Source organism: Anaerolineales bacterium, assembly GCA_016928575.1.
Classification (GTDB): domain Bacteria; phylum Chloroflexota; class Anaerolineae; order Anaerolineales; family RBG-16-64-43; genus JAFGKK01.
The window spans coordinates 98,833-118,330 of the sequence record JAFGKK010000057.1; the positions used below are offsets into that span (position 1 = coordinate 98,833).

Sequence of the window (19,498 nt, forward strand, 5' to 3'; positions counted from 1 at the left end):
CCCTGCAGGTCGGATCGCCGGCAAGGGCGCCATTCCCCACCCATAGCCCGAGCCGGTTCCGTGCTGATTCTATGAGTCCGGGCCGCGGAGCGGCTGACGCCCCGGCCGAAAAGGAGAATCCTCAATGACCATAAGTTTCGGGACGGACGGCTGGCGGGCCGTCATTTCAGATACGTTCACCTTCGCAAACCTGCGCCTGTTGACCCAGGCGATCGCCGACGCGGCCGCCTCGCCGGATTGGAACCGGATCGCCGCGCTTCCGGAGGGCCGCGCCTCGCGGGAAATGGTCGTCGGGTTTGACACCCGCTTCCTTTCCGACCGGTTTGCGGTGGACGTGGCGCGGGTGCTGGCGGCCAACGGGTACACCGTGCACCTGGCCCAGGCTGACGCCCCCACACCGGCGATTTCCCACGCGATCACCCATCGCAAGGCTTTGGGGGGCGTCATGATCACCGCTTCCCACAACGCCCCGCGCTACAACGGCGTGAAATTGAAATCCTTCTTCGGCGGATCGGCGCTTCCCGAACAATGCCGCCGCGTGGAAATCTACCTTTCCGACAACGAAGCCCAGGGACGCGGGCCGAACCTGATGGATTACCGCCAGGCTCTGGAGGCCAAGAAGATTCTCCGCTTCAATCCGATTCCGGCGTACCACGCGCATCTCCGCAACCTGATCGATTTCGACGCGATCGCGGACAATCCTCCGCGTGTGGTGGTGGATTCGATGTACGGCTCCGGCCGCGGGCAGATCAAGACGATCCTGCAGGGAACGGGATGCGAGGTGTTCGAGGTGCGGGGCGAGATGAATCCGGGATTCGGCGGCGTGCATCCCGAACCGATTGCGGCCAACCTGGGGGCGCTGGCGGGCGCGATCGCGGCTGGGCACGGCGCGATCGGCGTAGCCACCGACGGCGACGCCGACCGGACCGGCGCGATGGACGGCCGCGGCCAGTTCGTCGATCCGCACCGGATCATGGCGCTGGCTCTGCGCTATCTGGTGGAAAAACGCGGTCTGCGGGGAAAAGTGATCAAGACCGTCTCCACCACCCAAATGATCAACCGGCTGGCCGCCAAGTACGGCCTGGAAGTGTTCGAAACCCCCGTAGGCTTCAATTACATCGCCGACTACATGCTCAAGGGCGACGTGCTGATCGGAGGCGAAGAATCCGGCGGGATGAGCTTTCTCGGTCACATCCCGGAGGGGGATGGCATTCTATTCGGCCTGCTCTTGATCGAGATGGTCGCGGTGTATCGGGAGCCGCTGGAGACGCTGATCGGCGGACTTCTGCGCGAGGCGGGTCCGGCGGTCTACGAAAGGCGGGATCTGCGCCTGGCGCATCCGGTCTCGAAGGCGGAGATCACCAAAAAGCTGGTGGAGAATCCGCCGGCTTCCTTGGGCGGCCAGAAGGTGACCAAGGTCCAGACCACGGACGGGGTGAAATACCTGCTGGACGACGATTCCTGGCTGCTGATCCGGCCTTCGGGGACCGAACCGGTTCTGCGGGTGTATGCCGAAGGCCGCGACGAGAAAATGGTCAAAGCGCTTCTGTCGTTCGGGGAAAAGGTGGCGCAGGAAGCCATCTAAGCAAATCTCCCCGATCCGGGGAACGGCTTGTCGAACAGGAAACGGTGCGGACGCTCTCTTCAGCGTCCGCACCGTTGGTTTTTCCAGGCGGGAACTTCAAATCGGCGGGCGGGGCTACTCGTGGACGGTGACCCGATTGCCGCCGGCCGCGATGGATTCGTGCAGGGCGATTTCGGCGGATTGCAGGAGGGCGTCCTTGGTCTCGCCCTGACTCGGAGAAGCCGCCACGCCGCAGGAGAAGGTGCATTCGATCTTTGTGCCGAGGTAATTCAGGATGGAATTGTGGAACGCTTGGCGGAGAAGTTCCGCGCGCGGACCGGCGATGACCGCCGGGGCGCCGGGCAGGACCACGACGAAGGTGTCGGGTGCGGTCCGGCTGGCGATGTCGCCGCGGCGGATGTAGCGGTGGATCAGGGAGCTTAGGATTTTTAGGATTTCCACACCGGCTTTCTCCCCGTAGCGTTCGTCGGCCTTTTTATATTGATCCAGCCGGATTATCAGCACGCTGACCGGAATTTTGGCGCGGGAGGCGCGCGCCATTTCCAGGTCCAGCGATTCCATCAGGTAGCACCGGTTGTACAAGCCGGTCACCGGATCGCGCACGGCCTGATCCCGCAGGGAGGCGTACAATGACTGAATCTCGGTATTTTTTTCCAACAACAGTTCCATGGCGCGCCGGTGATCCTGTTCCATATGGATCCGGTCGGAGACATCCCGCAGGAAAACGACGGAACCGGGGTTCTCCCCGGCCGCGGCGGAAAGCGGGCGGCGGCTGATCTCAATTGTCCTCTCCGGATCGTGCGGCGAGGGAACGGTTAAGGATTTTCCTCCGGAATCCGGAATCCCCTGCCCGGAGAGCCAGGGTGCGAAAACGTCCGGAAAGGGTTTTCCCGCGGCGTCGGCTTCCACCATCCGGGCCAACTCCGCCGCCGCCGGATTGATGCTCAGGATTCGGTTTTGGGCATCCAACACGACCGCACCGTCCGTGATGGAGTCCAAAAGGGGTGTTCTTGTTGTTTTTCGTGCGGATCGGGTTTTTCCGGCCATCTCGCAACCTCCTCAACAGCCGCCAAGCAAAGGCACGGAAGGGTTTCTTCGGTTCTTCCGCCGGAAGGAACATCCTGCTTGCGTATATTATATGGGACCTTGCGCAAAAAAGGAAAAGGGGAAAACCCGCGCCGACGGAAAAGGTTGGACAACGCGCAGAACGGATCCGTCCTCCAGCAAGGGCAGTACGGGATCCTTCTCGTGGAAAACCCCCGCAGATGCCTTCTTGCGCGCCGGCCGCGGCAGAGACAAATTTGGCCGATCGTTCCTTGCACGATGGAAGGATTTTTGCGAATAGTGTCTTCTATAATGAAATGTTTGGCAGGGGAGCGGTTGGCCGCATTCAATCCTTCCGACATCGGAAAGGGGGGCGGGGATCGCCGCCGCATAAGCTGTTATCGCCAAATGAAGATGTCCGGCGGCGGAACTTGAGGGGCGCCCCGGCGGCACGCCGGGGCATGACAGCGCGTCGGGCGCGCCTTGCCGTTGCGAATGAAGAAGAACCGGATGTTCTTTTCGGGCAGATGGAGGGAAGCACACCATGGATACAGGAGGACGGCAAACGCAAATGGAACGGAATGTTCGAATCCGTAAACACCTTTCGGCGGCGCTCGTGACCGCCTTCCCGGTCGTCATCGCCGTCTGGATGGGAATCCTTTCACCGGAATATTTCGCCAAGTTGTTGTCGTTCAACCTTCCTGCGGCGGCGGTCGTAAGCTTCTTCTTGTCCCTCGGACTATGTTACGGCACCGTGCTATTAATCGCCAACACGGTCATCGGACTGTCCCGGGAGCCGACAAGCGCGGGCAAATATGGCGCGGGTTTATTCAAGTTCGCCCTGCTCAGCGCCGGATTATTCATTTTCTTATCGCTTGCGGTTGTATTGGCGTTAACAAGCCCGGCCTTGTTGATCCTGTTGGATTCGCCGGTGGGGAAAATGTTCTTCGGTGGGTGACAGCCGGGGCGGATGGTATCCGGTCGCACCGGTGCGGCCAGCAAAAAAGCGCCGCCTTCGGCTTTGCGAGGTAGGGCCGGTTGGCTGCGGCATCGCCGCCCGGCATAGTGCCCTCGGTTATTTCTCTCCCCACCCAACGCGGGTCTTCGCCCGGCTATGATGAAGAAAAATTTTTCCTTCAAGGCGGCAATCCCAACCCGCCGGTTGCGGCCGGAGGCAAGGATACGCCGGAAGGAGAAGGCCAGCCCGCCCGCAAAGCCCCCGCATACCAAGCAGGGCGGCGGAGCGGGGGCGTGGGATCGAGGGAAAACAGTAAAGGCGAGAAATCCCTGCCAAAAAGAACACCGGACTCATTTCCGGCTGATCGGTTATGGAAGGATTGTTACTCCGACCGCCGGGCGCGGATTTTCTCGACGATCATTTTCAACACTCCAAGGAGTTCCGGTCTCCATTCCTCCGGATCGGCTGTGACGGGAATGTACAACCGCCCTTTGCTGTACCGTCCGCGCGGATGGATCTCGGCCGGACGGACATCCTCGCCGAGGACGGCGCCGATCATCAGCACGCCGCCTTCCAAGGCGACGACGTCCACGCCGGCTTGCTGGGCGAGGACCTTCACCCGCAATTGAAACAGCAGATTCTCGGCCGCTTCCGGAAGCGGGCCGAACCGGTCCACCAATTCCCGGCGCAGCGCGGCCAGTTCCTCTTCGGCGGCGATCTCGGCCATGCGCCGGTACAGCCGCAGGCGCAGATCGCGGTCCGGGACATAGTCCTCCGGCAGCGCGGCCGCCAGCGGGAGATCCACGCTGGGGGGAAGATTTTCCATCTCGGGGACCCGGCCGTCGCGCTCGGCCCGCAGGCGCCGCACCGCTTGGGAGAGCAGGCGGGTGTATAGGTGGAATCCGATCGCGGCGATATGGCCGCTTTGACGCGTTCCAAGGATCTCGCCAGCGCCGCGGATCTCCAGATCGCGCATCGCGATCGCATACCCGCCTCCAAGTTCGTTCTGTTCGGCCAGGGCCTGCAAGCGCTCGTAAGCTTCCGGGGAGGGGCGGTGTCGGCGGTCGGTGAAGAAGTAGGCGTAGGCCCGCACCGGCCCGCGTCCCACCCTCCCGCGCAGCTGATGCAGTTGCGCCAGCCCGAAGGTATCGGCCCGGTCGACGATCAGCGTGTTGGCGTTGGGGATGTCGAGGCCGGATTCGATGATCGACGTGCACAACAGCACGTCCACGTCGCGCCGGACGAAGGAGTCCATCGTGTGTTCCAATTCATGCTCGGGCATCTGCCCGTGGCCGATCCGGATGCGCGCCTCCGGGACGAGGGCGGCCAATTTTTCCTTCACCGAACGGATCGTTTCCACCCGGTTGTGAAGATAGAACACCTGCCCGCCGCGCTCGAGTTCCCGCAGAACCGCCTGGCGGACCTGCTTTTCGCTGTACGGGCCGACGCGGGTGACGACCGGCATCCGTTCCTCGGGGGGCGTGTTGATGTTGGAGATGTCGCGCACGCCCGCAAGCGAGAGGTACAGCGTGCGGGGAATCGGCGTTGCGGTGAGGGTCAGCACGTCCACCTCGGTGCGCAGCCTCTTCAGGTGCTCCTTGTGGGCCACGCCGAAGCGCTGCTCTTCGTCGATCACGAGCAGTCCAAGATTTGAAAACGCCACGTCGCGCTGAATCAGGCGGTGGGTGCCGATGAGGATGTCGACTTCGCCCCGGCCGAGGTGTTCGAGGATCCGCTCCTGCTCAAAGGGCGTGCGGAAGCGTGAAAGCATCTCCACCCGCAACGGGAAGGCCGCCAGCCTTTGGGAAAAGGTCTGGAAATGCTGCTGAGCCAAAACGGTGGTGGGGACGAGCACCGCCACCTGGACACCGTCCATCACTGCTTTGAACGCGGCCCGCAGGGCGACTTCGGTCTTGCCGTACCCCACGTCGCCGCAGATCAGGCGGTCCATCGGGCGCGCTCGCTCCATATCGCGCTTCACCTCGGCGATCGCCCGCAGTTGGTCGTCGGTTTCCACGTAGGGAAAGGAGCTTTCCAGTTCGCGCTGCCAGGGGGTGTCGGGGGCGAACGCCCGGCCCTGGGCGGACTCGCGCCGGGCATAAAGAGCCAGCATGTCGCGGGCTACATCCAATGCGGCGCGCCGGGCCCGTTCCCGGGTGGCGGTCCATTCCTGCGAGCCGAGGCGGGATAGGGTCGGCGCGCGGTCGTCGGGGCCGATGTAACGCATCAACCGGTCCGCCTGATGGATCGGAACGTACACCTGGCCGCCGTCCCCGAATTCCACTTGCAGATATTCCCGTTCCAGCCCGTCCACCATCCGCCGCACCAATCCGGAAAAAACCCCGATCCCGAATTCGATATGGACGACGAAATCCCCGCTCTTGAGGTCGGCATAGGCGGATTCCGGCGGCAGGGCTTTGGCCGCAGGGCGGCGGCGCGGTTCCGGACGGATCCATCCGAAAATATCGCCGTCGGCCAGCAGGTGCAGGTCCCGGAAGGTAAACCCTTCCTGCAGGGATCCGTGCACGAACACCAAGTCGGCTTCGGCGGGCGGCGCAACGGGCGTATTTTCCGGAACGAGGGCGGGGTTGGCCCCCGGGCGTTGCTCTTCCCAGACTTCCAGGAGCCGGTCCGCCTGGCGCGAAACCACTACGACGCGATGTTTTTTCTGACGCAGAAGGTGGGTCTGTTCGACGAACGTTTTTAGCATTCCGCCGAAGCGCGGCGCAGGCGTGAAGGATTCGCCGATCGGGAGGAGCATGCTGTCATCTCCGCCCAAGCCCAGATGCAAAGGGATTCGGATTTCCAGCGCCTCGCGGATGTCGTCCCAGGTCAGGTGCGCGAGGGGATCGTCGGCGGAAAGCACGCCGCTTTCCTCGGCTTCCCCGCGCAAGGCCAGTGCGTGTTCCTCGAGATCGGCGACCACATCGGCCAGTTCGTTCCATTCCTCGATCGCGACGATACCGCGGTTCGGGAGGTAGTCGAGCAGGCCGGCCGGCTTGTAAGCCCACGGGATCCAGAATTCGTATGGAAAATCCGCGCCAGGCTTGCCGCCGTTCGGAAGGCGGCCGATCCGGGAAAGATCGGAAGCCAGGAGTTCCCGAGCCGGAGTTACGATGAGGGATTCCGCCGGACCGGCGGTCCGTTGGGTGGCGGGGTCGAACAGCCGCAAGGTTTCGATCTGGTCGCCGAAGAATTCCAGCCGGGTCGGGCGCCGATCGGCCGGCGGCCAGATGTCGACGATGCCTCCCCGGCGGCTGAATTGCCCCGGTTCGACGGTCAGGCTGGCAGGCTGATAGCCGAGATCGATCCACTCACGGCTCAAGGCTTCGGGAGAAGCGGAATTCCCCGCCCGGAAGGTCCGCAAGGCGGCGCGGAAGGCGTCGCAGGGCAGGGTCGGCGTGATCAGCGCGCGGCCGGAAGCGATTACGATCAGGGGGCGGGCCGGCCGTCCGCCGGCTCCCGCCGCGCCGAGACCGGCAAGCGCGGCAATCCGCTCGCGGACGGTCCGCGGACCCCAGGGGGATTGTTCGTAGAAGACCGGCGTCGGTTCCGAGTAGAGCAGAGTCTCCACCCGCGGGTCCCAGGCGGCGATCTCATCCCGCAGGAGCATAGCCCGTTCGGAGCGGGGGGTGAGCAGGAGGATCGGAATCGATGAACGGCGCGCCAGCGCCGCCAGCAGCGGAGGCCTTGCGGCGCGGGGCAGGGATAAGGAGACCGAAGGAGCGGGGGCGCGCGCAGTCGCGGCTTCCAGGACTTCCCGGAAGCGGGGGTCTTCTTCGATCAAGGACAGCAGCCGCGAAAGATCCAAGGCCGCTTCAGGAAAGCCCTGCCGGCGGTGCGGTTCCGCGGGAGGGGGGATCCGCGGGGGGCGGATTGAAACGGGTCATGGCCTCCGCCAACCCGCGGTCGACAAACGTCAACGCGGCTTCCGCCGCACGCTCCACGACCGCCGGGACGCTTTCCTCCTCCTCGGGATCGAATTTCCGCAGTACGTAATCCGCTGCGTCCATCCTCCCCGGCGGGCGGCCGACCCCGAACCGCAGGCGGGGAACCTCCCGGCTGTTGATGGAATCGAGGATCGATTGCATCCCGCGCTGTCCGGCCGAGCCGCCGGAGGCGCGCAGGCGGATCGTCCCAAACGGCAGGTCGATGTCGTCGCAACACACCAGGAGGGCCGCGAGCGGGATTTTATAAAAGCGGACCAGCGCCGCGACGGATTGTCCGCTGAGGTTCATGAAGGTCTGCGGTTTGGCGAGGACCAGCCTGGCTCCGGACCGGGTTCCGGACGCAAGCAGAGCATGGTTCTGCTGGCGGGAGAATCGCACGCCGATCTCTTCCGCCAAACGGTCCGCGATCCGGAAGCCGATGTTGTGGCGGGTCGCCGCATATTCCCGGCCGGGATTCCCCAGGCCGACGATTAGGAACAATTTCTCCATTCTTCCGCCTTCTTTTTTTCGAGATACGGGAAAAAACATTTTTTCGATTTGCCGGACCTATCCCATCGCGGAGGATCCCCGCGGGTGCTTTTCGCGTTTCTTGGAAGCGCCGGAGGCGGCTGTCCTCTCGGCGGATCAGCCGCCGGACTTTCGGATCCGCCGGACCATCCGCCGCCGCCGCCAAAGCAGCCAGCGCGTACGAAGCGCGGCAAGTCCGAATCCCATCCCGGCCATCAGGGCGCCGGCCAGAAAGGCGGCTCCCAAAGAAGTGGAATCCGGCGCGGAAGTGGAGGCCGGGCTTTCCGCCGCGGTGGGAGCCGGGAAAGCGGCCGGCGGTTGGTGCGCCGGCTGCGGCGGGACCTCCGCCGGCGTAACGGCCTCCGGCTCCGCGGTCGTCGCCAGCGGGTAAGCGCGCCGCACGCGGATTCCCCGCACGATTGATTCGCGCATCGACCCGTCCGCAAAATATGCCGCGATCCGCAGGGTGTACTCGCCCTCGCTGATCCGGGTGACGTCCCATTCCGCCAGGACGCCATTCGTCACCGGCGAGGCGCCTTCGGCAATGGGAAACCAGGTGCCGGTCGGATCGGGATCGTAGGCGAATTCCACGCGCCAACGCATCATTCCGGACGCGGCCGCCGTTCCCGAGATCTCGACCATTCCCGAAACGGTTTCACCCGCTGCGGGCGAATCAATCCGCAGGGCTTCGTCCGCCTGGAAGGAAAACGCGGAAATCGAAAGCGCTAGAAGAAAGGCCAAACGGGCCGGAAAACGCATGACAAGCCAGTTTAATCCAAAGCATTCAGGTTTTCAAGAATTCCCAGGAATGATCTCAAGAGCCTCAGTCGATTTCCGCCGAAGCGGCAGATCGGGGGATTGTCCTTCTGCGGCTTGCGTTTTTCCCCTATTGGGAAGAAAGGTGGAAAGGGCGGATTGCGGCTGATTTTTACGGGTGTCTTTTCGCATATAATGAATCCGAACAAACACTATCGATGCGCCGGGTTGGAAAATGGAGGATGGCAACGGAGACGGCTAGAAGGGGATCCGGTCGCCGTTGCCAAGCGTTTCGCCGGAGGAACGCGTTGTTTTTTGTAAACCGCGGATGCGCCGCGGAGGATGTATCCGGAGGCGAATTCCGGATTCCATCGATGCCGAAAAAGAAAAAAAAGAGGAAAGCATCCATGGCCTCTGCTAGGGAGGTCCGGCCGGCACGGATCCGCAGGGTATCGGAGAAGGGCTGCATTATTCTGTCCCTGATCCTGGGAATAATCATCCTGCACACGGTAATGCTTCATCCCGGACCGCCGGCCGCGGCCGCGCCGGAAAGTCCGCAGGTAATCGCACAGGCGAACGCCGTGTACAACAACGGCTGGGCGCCGCTGACCGTTTATTTCAGCGGCTACGGCAGCCGCTCGCAAGGAGCGGAGATCGTCCGTTACGAATGGGATCTCGACGGCAACGGGGCCATCGATATCGACGCCACCGCGAGCAAAGGCTATGTGCAATACCTCTATTCCAAACCCGGACGGTATGCCGTCACGCTGCGGGTGACCGATTCGCTCGGACGCTATGCAACGGATCAGGCGACGGTGCACGTGCGCCACCCGGCTTCGAGCACCGTCGATTACGCGGCGGTGTTCGACGACAGCCGAGTCCGCCGGATCGATATCGCCTTGAGGCAATCCGATTGGGATGCGATGTGGGCCGATCCGGAAGCCAAACTCCAAGTGCGCGCTGATGCGAACGTATTCGGGGAGGCAGTGCGGGATGTCGGGTTCCGCATGCGCGGACAATTTTCTCTGCGGACCTCCGGCCTGAAAAAACCATGGGAGATCGACACCGATGCCTTCGTCGACGGGCAGGAATACCGAAACCTGCGTCAGTTGATGCTGCTCAACAACATCGGCGATTCGACCCTGCTCAAGGAAAAACTGGCCTACGAAATGATGTACGCCGCCGGCCTGCCGGCCAGCCATACCGCTTTCGTGGAGCTTTGGATCGACATCGCCGACGACGGCCGGCCGCCCGTCTACTGGGGAATCTATTCGCTCGTCGAGCGCGTCGACAACAAATACATCCGCAACCGCTTCGGCGCCCAGAGCCAGGGGGGCAACCTATACAAGGCGAGCCATGCCCAACGCGGACCGATGGACCTCGTGTATTACGGAGACCGAATCGAGGATTATCCCGTCCGGAACGGGCAATATGCGTACGGCAAAACATCGAACGAGGAGGAGGCGGATTACAGCGACATCGTGGAATTGTGCCGGGTGATCGACGGCACGGCGTACGAATCTGAAGAAGATTTCCGGCGGGCGCTGGAGGGCGTGGTTAACATGGACGCCTTCCTCCGTTACTTGGCGGTGGTCACCCTCCTGGACAATTGGGATTCCTACCCTTACACGGGGAACAATTATTTCCTTTACCACGATCCCGTCACGGACCTGTTTGAATGGATACCCTGGGACCTCGCCTGGGGCGGAAATCCGCGGATGCCGCTGTTCGAGCGGTCCGACCCGGGCTTGGTGGAGCGGGCGCCCCTCTACGATCGGGCGATGCAAATCGGGCGCTACCGCGCAAAGTATGCGGCTTACCTCGATCTGCTCCTGGTGGTTTGGTTCACCCGCGCCAAGGTCGCCGAGCGGGTGCAGTTTCTGCACCGCCAGATCGCGCCCTTCATTTCCCAATCCACCGGCGACAAGGCGTTCTTCGCGGAAGACGCCTTGTTCCCGCCCGAAGCCTTCGATCACTCCTGGGAGGCGTTGCTGGAGTTCGTCGCCGAAAGGGAAGCCTACGCACGCAGCCAACTGGTGCTGGAGGCGGAATCCGGAACTACCGCAGCCGCGGAAAAATCCTGATGGGAGGTGCCATATGAATCGAAGAATCCCCGCCGCCTGTGCGGGCCTTTTTCTTTTTATGCTTGCAACGGGAGGATGCGCGCGAACGGCTTTGGCCCAGGAAGCAGGATGGCAGGAATCCTTTGACGACCCGCATCTGCCGGGGTGGGAGCATTCGCCGGAGGCAATCGTCGTCGACGGAATCCTGCGCATCGGCCCGGGGAATTTCGCGGCCCGCATGGGAGGATGGGCGGATTTCGATCTAACGGTAAAAGTGAGATTCTCCGGACCCGGCGAGACCGTAATTCTCTACCGCGAAGCCGACCGGGGGGGCTACGCACTGAGGATTCTCGTCAGCGACATGGTTCTCTTCCGGGAAATCCGGCCGGATCAACAGCGGGAATTGGACCGGTCCGCGGGATGGACGCCGTCGGAAGGCGCATGGATGGATTTCCGCATCACGGTCCAACAGGGCAGGCACTCCATCGCCGTAGACGGGAACGAAATCCTTTCGGCCGAAGACCCCGAACCGCTTGATCCGGGCATCATCGTTTTCGCCTCGCACGGTGAACGAACGACCGAAGTGGACGAGATATCTCTGGCGATTTTGCATTCGGAAGGGGGCGGGGAGCCGCCCGTCGGTTCCGAAGGCCAAACCGCGGTTCTGCCGACCGCGACGCCGGAACCGACGGCCGCCCCGAACGCATTGCAGGAATTGTGGGCGGAGGTCACCGCTGGCCAGGGGGCTCCACTCGAGACGGGAGTGTTTGCGGTTAACCTGCTGTTGTCCGTGGTTTTTTCTTTTCTCCTCAGCCGGGTTTACATCTATTGGGGATCCTCCCTTTCCAACCGGAGAAAATTCGCCGCCAACTTCATGCTGGTGACCGTGACGACCACGTTCATCATCCTGGTGGTTCGGTCCTCCGTGGCCCTCTCGCTAGGCTTGGTCGGAGCGCTTTCGATCATCCGGTTCCGCACGGCGGTCAAGGAGCCGGAGGAGCTGGCGTACCTGTTCTTCGCCATCAGTCTGGGAATCGGATTGGGGGACAACCAGCGCTTGGTCACTCTCTTAAGTTTTATGGTGGTGGTCCTGCTGATCGGCCTGGCGCGATTGTTGCGGCAAACGCAGGCGGATATCAACCTGCATCTGACCGTTTCCAGCCGTGAGCCCGGAAAAATCGGAATGAGCCGGGTCCGCGAGGTGCTTGAGAAGCACTGCGCCAAACTCCGGCTGATCCGATACGACGAGAATCCCGATCAGGCCGAGACATCGTTCGTCGTGGAATTCCGCCATATTTCGGATCTCGAGCAGGCGCGCGCTTCCCTGCGGGAACTCTCGCCGGAGATGGAGATTTCCTTTCTCGACAACAAGGGGATTTGGTAGATGGCGCGCCGAGACTCTGCGTCCGGGAACATCCAGGAGTATACCCGGCTGCGCTCCTTCCGATACGAACGCAAGTTCCTTTCCGAGGAGTTGCTTCCGCGCCAGGTGACGGCCATCGTGCGCTCGCATCCGCTGATGTGCCGTGCGCCGTATCCGCCGCGGCAGATCAACAGCCTCTACCTGGATACCGCCGACATGGACAATTACAACGACAACGTTTCCGGAGCTGCGCAGAGGCGCAAGGTGCGGCTGCGCTGGTACGGAACGATGGACGGAATGATCGAGCGGCCGATGTTGGAATTCAAGGTTAAATACGGCTTGGTGGGGAAGAAGCTATCCTACCCGATGGCGCCATTCGTGTTGGACGAGCACTTCAACCGCCGCGTATTCCAGGAGCTCGCCGACCGTTCCTCCCTTCCGGAGACCGTCCGAGACGACCTCCGCAGACTTGCTCCCGTCCTGCTTAACTGCTATCAACGCAGCTATTTCGCCGCGCTCGAGGAACGGTTCCGGATCACGGTCGATTCCCAACAGGTCTTTTGGAGGATCCACGGTCCCTTCCGGAATTCGCTGCTACACAGGCAGCAAAACCCCCGCGACGTAATCGTGGAATTAAAATACGCGGTCGGGGAAGAGCCGCAGGCCGACCGGGCCGCGGGGTACTTCCCCTTTCGCATCATGCGGAATTCCAAATACGTGCAGGGAATTGAACGGGTGTATTTTTAATTTAAAGGACGGGACGACAGGCGAAGGTCGTACCGACGATTCCGACGTGCAATGCCGAAGCAACCGGTATTGTGGTCCGCGGCCTGTCCAAATCCTGATCTGAGGCCGGCGGTTTTTTGTACGATAAAATCGGGAAGAACCGCGAAGAATCCCCACCCAACAGGATGATGAAAAAAGAAAAATGGTGGTTGAGTAGCCCCAGCGCTCTTCTGGGGCGTATCAAAAATAAAAAAATGGGATCTCGATACGCCCGCACAGAGGACGGGCACCCCCGGCCTCGCGCCGCGAAGCGGGGCGGGGCTCAACCGCCTTGTTCAGCACTCTAGGAGAATCGAGGCCGCCTCAGCGCGGAAGCTCCAGAAACACCTTCACCACCTGCGGATCGAATTCCTGGCCCGACCGGTCGCGGATATAGTCGAGGGCCTTTTCCTCCGGCCAAGCGGGACGGTACGGGCGGTCCGAAGTGAGCGCATCGAAGACGTCCGCCACGGCGAACACCCGCGCGGCCAGCGGAATCTGTTCGCCTTTCAGCCCGCGCGGATACCCCGAGCCGTCCCACCGTTCGTGGTGGCAATACGGGATGTCGAGGGCGGGGCGCAGGAATTCGATCGGCATCAGCATCTCGTAGGCCAGGCCGGGATGCCGCTGCATGACCGCCTTCTCCTCCGCGGTCAGGCTGTCGGGTTTGTTGAGGATGGAATCGGGGACACCGAGTTTCCCCAAATCGTGGAGCAAAGCCCCGCGCCGGATGTGCACCAGCTCCTCGTTGGGGATCCCAATCTTTTTAGCCAACTGAAGCGTGGTTTCCGTCACCCGTTGGCTGTGGCCTTCGGTTTCCTTGTCGCGCAGGTCCATCGCCCGCGACCAGCCCTCGAGGGTGCTGTCGTACGCCCGCGCAAGCTGGGTGTTCACGCCCTGCAAGTCGGAAAAAAGCGTGGCGTTGTCGATCGCGATCGCCGCCTGGCCGGAAAGGGTGTTGAGGAAATCCAGCCAATCGTCTTTGGGGACGAACGGAGTCCGGTGGAACAGCTCCAGGATCCCCTTGACCTGGCCCTTGGCGATCAGCGGAACCGAGGTGTGGGTGACGAAACCCTCACCGGCCACCCGTTCGGGTTTGGCCAGCGGGTCGTTCGAGGTGATCGCGACGTGGCTGATGCGGCGCTCGATGGCGGCCCGCCCCGCGTGCCCTTCCCCGAAGCGCAGGCGGGTGGCGGCGATCCCCTTTCCCCGAAATCCGCGCCCGGCGAAATATTCCAGCTGCATCATCCGCGGATTGCACAGCAGGACCGCGGCCGCGTCCACCCGCAGCTGGTTGACGACCTGATCGAGGAAGAAATCCATCGTCACGGATAAATTCAGGCTGGCCGTGATTGCGGTGTCGATCGCGTGCAGGGCGCTCAAGCGCTCCAGCTGATGCCGGGTCTGTTCGTACAATTGCACGCGCTGGATCGCCGTGCCGGCCATCTCCGCTATGGTAACCAGCAGATTCACTTCTTCCGATGTAAACTTGCGGGGCTGCGGAACAGCAAGGCAGATCAGGCCGATGCTGTCCTGCCCAGACCGGACCGGAAGGCAGATTCCCCCCCAGCCCGGCGGGAACGAATCCCTGCGAAGGACCCCGAGATCGGGGTCCCGGGCGAATTCCTCGATGAGATGCACCTGATTCGCGCCGAAAATCGCGCCGGGGAACCCCTCGCCGGGCTTGGGATTGGTCTTCGGTAGATTGGAAAACCAGCCGCAGTCGGCCGCACGCCCGAGCGTTCCCGCGGACGAATCGAACAGCCAGACGGCGCCGGCGTCGCACTCCACCGCGGAAAGCGATTCGTCCAGCAGGCGCGGAATCATTTCCTCGAGGGTCGCCGAGCTGCGCAGGATGACCGAGACGCGGTTCATCCCCTCCAATTCCCTCACCCGCTTGCGGATTTCCTCCTCCGACCGCTTGCGCTCCGTGATGTCCTGATTGACCCCGTAGGTTTTAACGGTCTTTCCCTCTGTATCCTTGACGATGAAAAACCGGACGGAGATGTATCCCGGACTGCCATCGGCGAACCGGATACGGTGTTCCAGGGTCCGGCTGAAGGCCGGATCCGGGGTTTCGAGCGCCTTTTGGGTTTCCGCGCGGACCAAATCCATGTCGTCCGGATGGACGAACCGCGCGGCGTATTCGGCGGAGGTCATCGTGTAGCCGCCGGCCTCGGACGCGGTGGTCTTGAAGAGCGCATAGAACTGGTCGTTGAACGTGAACAAGTCCTTTTCTACGTCGTATTCCCACGGCCCCAGGCGGGCGATGACCGCGGCATTGGCGAACAGAGCTTCACTGTGGCGGAGGGCTTCCTCCGCGCGCCTGCGATCGGTGATGTCTTCGTAGGTGCCGAGGACGCCGATGACGGCGCCGACGCTGTCGCGCAGCGGCACTTTGTTCGTTCTGGCCCACGCCGTGGTCCCGTCGGCTTGCCGGAAGGATTCGATGATGTCGTTTTCCGCGGCGCCGGACGCGATGATTTTTTGGTCGTACGAACGGAACGATTCCGCCTGTTTTTTTTCCCACGGAAGGTCGTAATCGCTTTTCCCGACGACTTCCTGCGAGGATTTCACGCCGATGTATTTCAGAAATGTCCGGTTCGCGCCGAGGTAGCGCAGATCCCGGTCTTTCCAGAATACGGCTGAGGGGATTGAATCCAACACGGTCTGCAGCATGGCGCGAGAAATCCGCAGCTCCTCTTCCGCCTTTTGGCGCTCGGTGACGTTGCGGATGATTGCCGTTGCAGAGACGCCTTCCCTGGATTTCCATGTGGATATGCTGATCTCGGCGGGAAACTCGGAACCGTCCCGGCGGATGCCCGCCGCTTGGAAAGGATGCTGGCCGAGGATCAATTGGCCGGTGACGGCGGGCGGCCGGGGCTGCTTTTCGAATTCCCTCCGGAACCGCTCCGGCAGAATTTGCATCACCGGCTTGCCGATCATTTCGGATTCGGGATATCCGAACATGGTTTCGGCCGCATTGTTCCATTGGCGGATGACTCCCTGCGCGTCGTAGGTGACGATGGCGTCTCCGGCCGTCTGAACCACCGAACGCAGTTGCTCCTCGCTGCGGACCAGCGCCATCTCCGCGCGCTTGCGCTCCGCGACCTCTTGCTGAAGGACCCGGTTGGCTTCCTCCAACTGGAGGGCTTTTTCCTCCAACTTGCGGATCAGGACCTCGTCGTATTCCTTGGTGATATCCGCCTGGCGGGGATTGGGCGTGCGGACGAGCGCCAGGCCGTCCTCTTCCGCCCTGCGCATCACTTCCCGGATCCGGGCGGAAAACGGTTCCGGTTCGCTGGGTTTGAGGATAAAGTCGTCCGCCCCCATGTCCCTCGCCAAGCGTTCATCCTTTTCATCGGTGTAGGTGGCGGTGTATACGACGAAGGGGACGGCCTTGAGCTGCGCGTCGGCCTTCCAACGGCGGAGGAGGGTGTAGCCGTCCATCACGGGCATCAGCAGATCGGAGATGACGAGCGCCGGAGGATTCTGGCGGGCTTTGATCAGCGCCTCGGCGCCGTGAACGGCTTCCTCCACCTCGTATCCCTGGCTCTGCAACAGGGTGCGCAGGAGGTAGCGGCTTTCTTCCTTGTCGTCCGCGATCAGCACTTTTTTCATGCGGATTTGCCCTCTTCGGAGTTTTTCAGGTATCGGCTGATTTCCTCCGCGAAGGTTTCCGGACGAATGGGTTTTTCGATGTAGCCGTTGCAGCCGGCGGCGATGGTTTTCTCACGGTCGCCGGTCATGGCGTAGGACGTGACGGCCACGATCGGCGTATCCTTGAGCGCCGGGTTTTCCCGCAGGGACCGGGCGACGGCGTAGCCGTCCATCCCGGGCAGTTGGATGTCGAGCAGGATCAGGTGCGGCAGGAGCCGCCCGGCCTGTTCGATCCCCGCCGGCCCGTCGGCCGCTGAAAGCACCCGGTGCCCGTGTTTTTCCAGCAGAAACGTGGCCAGGTAGCGGTTTTGCTCGTTGTCTTCGATCAGCAGGATCGTGTGAGTCATGGATTCGGCGTCTCCTTCGCCGGCAGGAAAAGCGTAAAGGTGCTGCCTTTGCCCCACTCGCTCTCGGCGCGGATCTCGCCGCCGAGCAGATCCGCCAGCCGGCGGCAGATGGCCAGGCCCAAACCGGTGCCTTCGTGCTGGCGGGTCAGGCCGGAGTCGATTTGGTGGAAGGGTTGGAATAAATCCTGCAGGTCACCGGGTCGGATTCCGATGCCGGTGTCGGCGATGGAAACCTGCAGGGCGGTTTGCGGCGCACGATATGGGAACGGCGCGAACGAAGCCGTCAGCGATATCACCCCCCGGTCGGTGAATTTGACCGCGTTGTTCAGCAGGTTGATCAGGATCTGCTCGACCCGCCGGACATCGCTGACGAAGACTCCGATCTCCGGCGCCGGATCGGCCTGCAGCGCCAAGCCCTTCTTCTCCGCCAGCGGCCGGACGAGGCCGACGACCTTTTCCAGCGAAGCGCGCAGATCGAACGGCTCCGGATGGATCTCCAGCTGGCCGGCTTCGATCTTGGAGATGTCGAGCACGTCGTTGATCAGCGCCAGGAGATGCCGGGCGCTGTCGCGGACCATGGTGAGTTGTTTGGTTTGTTCCGCGGTCAGAGGTCCGGCCATTTCCTGCAGGAGGATCCCGGTAAACCCGATGATCGAATTCAACGGCGTGCGCAGCTCGTGCGACATGGTCGCCAGAAAGGCGGATTTCAAGCGGTCCGCCGCCTCGGCGCGGTCCTTCGCCACCGCCAATTCGGCCGTCCTCTCGGCCACGCGCTGTTCGAGGGTGGCGTTCAATTCCCGGATGGCTTCCTCCGCCTTTTTCCGTTCGCTGATGTCGGTGCCGACGCTCAGAATTTCGGAGATCCGGCCTTGTTCGTCTTTGACCATCCGGTTGGTCCATGCGATCCACACCCGCTCGCCGTTGCGGCGCATGTTTTCGTTGATGTTCTGTTCAAACGCCGACGGGTCCGCTAGCACCTGTTCCATCAGGCCCCCCAGATCGCGGCCGTGGCTGTCGACGGCCGGGACGATCGTTCCGACGACCGGCCGGCCGAAGATCTCCGCCGAGGAATATCCGAAGAAGCGCAGGCCGAATTCGTTCAGGAAAAGGATCTTTCCGTCGCGCGACCAGCGCAGAATGATGCTGTTGGCGTGTTCGACCAACTCGCGGTACTTGCGTTCGCTTTCGGCCAGCCGCGCCTCGGAATCCTTGCGCCGGGTGATGTCGCGGATGATCATGCTGGTGCGCGTTTCCCCCTGCGCGTCCCGGAAGAGGGCGGTGGATATTTCGGCCGGAAACGCCGCTCCGTCCTTCCTGCGAAGCATGAGCTCGCCGTGGAACTCGCCTTGGTTCAGCCTTTCCGCCAGCGCCTGCGCAAGCTGCGGGTCCGAATCGTCCGCCACGCCGTTCCTTCCGGCGGCGAGCAATTCCTCCTCCGTCATCCCGAAGATGCGGCAGGCGGCGGGATTTGCCGAGAAGATCCTGCCGTCGGGCGCCGTGAGCAGGATGCCGTCGGTGCTGGTACGGATCAACAGCCGGTAGCGCTCCTCGCTTTCCCGCAGGGCTTGGTTGGCCGACCGAAGATTTTTCGTGCGCGACCGGACCTGGCCTTCCAAAAGCAAAATCCAGCCGGCCCCGGCGGCGAGGAGGACTCCGGCGATTCCGATCCCCCAATACACGGCTTGCGGCACGTGGTAGACGGGGGCCGATTGCGTCCAGCGGCTGAGAGTCCGGTAATACGGTGAATTGGGCTCGGCGATCCATGCCGCCAAATGCCGGTCGACCGCTTGCAGGATATCTTGGTTCCCCCCCTCGGCCGTCGCAAAATATAAGGACACGGGGTTAAACACGATCGAGGTTTTGGCCAGCCCGTATTCCCGGAAGAAATAATCCCCAAAAAAGTTATTGGCGATGGCCGCGTCGGCGTCCCCGTCGGCTGTTCGTTGGAACGCTTCCGTGAAGCTCCCGGCCGGAACGATCGTCACATCGAAACCAAATCCCCGCATGTATTGATCGAACACCGTTTGCTGGATGGAGCCTTCCAGAACCGCGATCCGCTTTCCGGCCAGGTCATCGTATCCCGTGATGTCCAGGCCGGATACGGCGTAAACCTGAGACCAACTTTCCAGGATCGGCGTAAGATGGAAATCGAACTTCCGATCGCGCTCGTCCGAATAGGCGACGTCCGGCATAAGGTCGATCTCGCCCGATTCCAGCATGGCCAGGCAGTCGGCCCAGGCGCATGGCACGAAGGTCAGGGCCCAACCCTCCTGCTCGCCGATCGCCCGGATCAGGTCTACGAAAATCCCCGCCGGAGCTCCCTCCCCGTCCGTGAATACCTTGGGCGGGTTTTCATACAGGCCAACCCGGAAAGCGTTCGGGGCGGCGCCCGCCGGAGCGGCGGCGGACGCAACCGAAGACAGACAAAGGATGCCGGTCAGGACCCACAATCGCATCCTCCGCATTCCAGAGAGAGGACGAGGAAACCCCGCAGGGAAAG

The 19,498-nt window shown here is 62.5% G+C and carries 12 protein-coding genes; 5 read left to right on the forward strand and 7 right to left on the reverse strand.

What is annotated here, in order from left to right; genetic code table 11:
* Positions 1 to 124 precede the first annotated feature (124 nt).
* Positions 125 to 1,585 carry a phosphoglucomutase/phosphomannomutase family protein gene (locus tag JW929_07185; protein MBN1439175.1) on the forward strand — a complete coding sequence of 487 codons (1,461 nt, stop codon included), beginning with the start codon at positions 125 to 127 and terminating at the stop codon, positions 1,583 to 1,585.
* A gap of 114 nt (positions 1,586 to 1,699) precedes the next feature.
* Here the strand turns inward: JW929_07185 and JW929_07190 are convergent, their stop codons facing one another.
* Positions 1,700 to 2,584: a GGDEF domain-containing protein gene (locus tag JW929_07190; GenBank protein MBN1439176.1), complete on the reverse strand. Its 885-nt coding sequence runs from the start codon at positions 2,582 to 2,584 to the stop codon at positions 1,700 to 1,702.
* 616 nt (positions 2,585 to 3,200) lie between these two features.
* Between JW929_07190 and JW929_07195 the strand changes: the two genes are divergently transcribed.
* Positions 3,201 to 3,587 (forward strand): hypothetical protein, encoded by a 387-nt coding sequence (locus tag JW929_07195; protein ID MBN1439177.1) that lies wholly within the window; start codon positions 3,201 to 3,203, stop codon positions 3,585 to 3,587.
* A gap of 382 nt (positions 3,588 to 3,969) precedes the next feature.
* On the opposite strand, the gene mfd is transcribed toward JW929_07195, so the two are convergent.
* The 3 genes from mfd to JW929_07210 form a co-directional block, all read right to left on the reverse strand.
* The gene (gene mfd, locus JW929_07200) at positions 3,970 to 7,398 is read right to left on the reverse strand and encodes a transcription-repair coupling factor (GenBank protein MBN1439178.1); all 3,429 of its coding nucleotides are present in this window, start codon (positions 7,396 to 7,398) and stop codon (positions 3,970 to 3,972) included.
* Between the two features lie 7 nt (positions 7,399 to 7,405).
* A complete protein-coding gene (locus tag JW929_07205; protein ID MBN1439179.1) occupies positions 7,406 to 8,065 on the reverse strand; it encodes an aminoacyl-tRNA hydrolase in 660 nt (219 codons plus the stop codon).
* Between the two features lie 96 nt (positions 8,066 to 8,161).
* Positions 8,162 to 8,803, reverse strand: coding sequence for a hypothetical protein (locus tag JW929_07210; GenBank protein MBN1439180.1), 642 nt, complete (start codon positions 8,801 to 8,803; stop codon positions 8,162 to 8,164).
* A gap of 404 nt (positions 8,804 to 9,207) precedes the next feature.
* On the opposite strand from JW929_07210, the gene JW929_07215 reads away from it, so the two are divergent.
* The 3 genes from JW929_07215 to JW929_07225 all read left to right on the forward strand — a co-directional run bounded on the left by JW929_07215 (position 9,208) and on the right by JW929_07225 (position 12,973).
* Positions 9,208 to 10,884, forward strand: a complete 1,677-nt coding sequence (locus JW929_07215) for a CotH kinase family protein (protein ID MBN1439181.1) — start codon at positions 9,208 to 9,210, stop codon at positions 10,882 to 10,884.
* A gap of 91 nt (positions 10,885 to 10,975) precedes the next feature.
* Positions 10,976 to 12,247, forward strand: a complete 1,272-nt coding sequence (locus JW929_07220; GenBank protein MBN1439182.1) for a DUF4956 domain-containing protein — start codon at positions 10,976 to 10,978, stop codon at positions 12,245 to 12,247.
* A complete protein-coding gene (locus JW929_07225; GenBank protein ID MBN1439183.1) occupies positions 12,248 to 12,973 on the forward strand; it encodes a VTC domain-containing protein in 726 nt (241 codons plus the stop codon).
* A 342-nt stretch (positions 12,974 to 13,315) separates the two neighbouring features.
* Here the strand turns inward: JW929_07225 and JW929_07230 are convergent, their stop codons facing one another.
* Genes JW929_07230 through JW929_07240 form a run of 3 tightly spaced genes read right to left on the reverse strand, consistent with a single transcriptional unit; the run spans position 13,316 to position 19,454 of the window.
* Positions 13,316 to 16,612, reverse strand: a complete 3,297-nt coding sequence (locus JW929_07230; protein ID MBN1439184.1) for a PAS domain S-box protein — start codon at positions 16,610 to 16,612, stop codon at positions 13,316 to 13,318.
* Positions 16,609 to 16,998 carry a response regulator gene (locus JW929_07235; protein MBN1439185.1) on the reverse strand — a complete coding sequence of 130 codons (390 nt, stop codon included), beginning with the start codon at positions 16,996 to 16,998 and terminating at the stop codon, positions 16,609 to 16,611. The genes JW929_07230 and JW929_07235 overlap by 4 nt, the downstream gene beginning before the upstream one ends.
* Positions 16,995 to 19,454: a PAS domain S-box protein gene (locus JW929_07240; GenBank protein MBN1439186.1), complete on the reverse strand. Its 2,460-nt coding sequence runs from the start codon at positions 19,452 to 19,454 to the stop codon at positions 16,995 to 16,997. The genes JW929_07235 and JW929_07240 overlap by 4 nt, the downstream gene beginning before the upstream one ends.
* Positions 19,455 to 19,498: the final 44 nt, after the last annotated feature.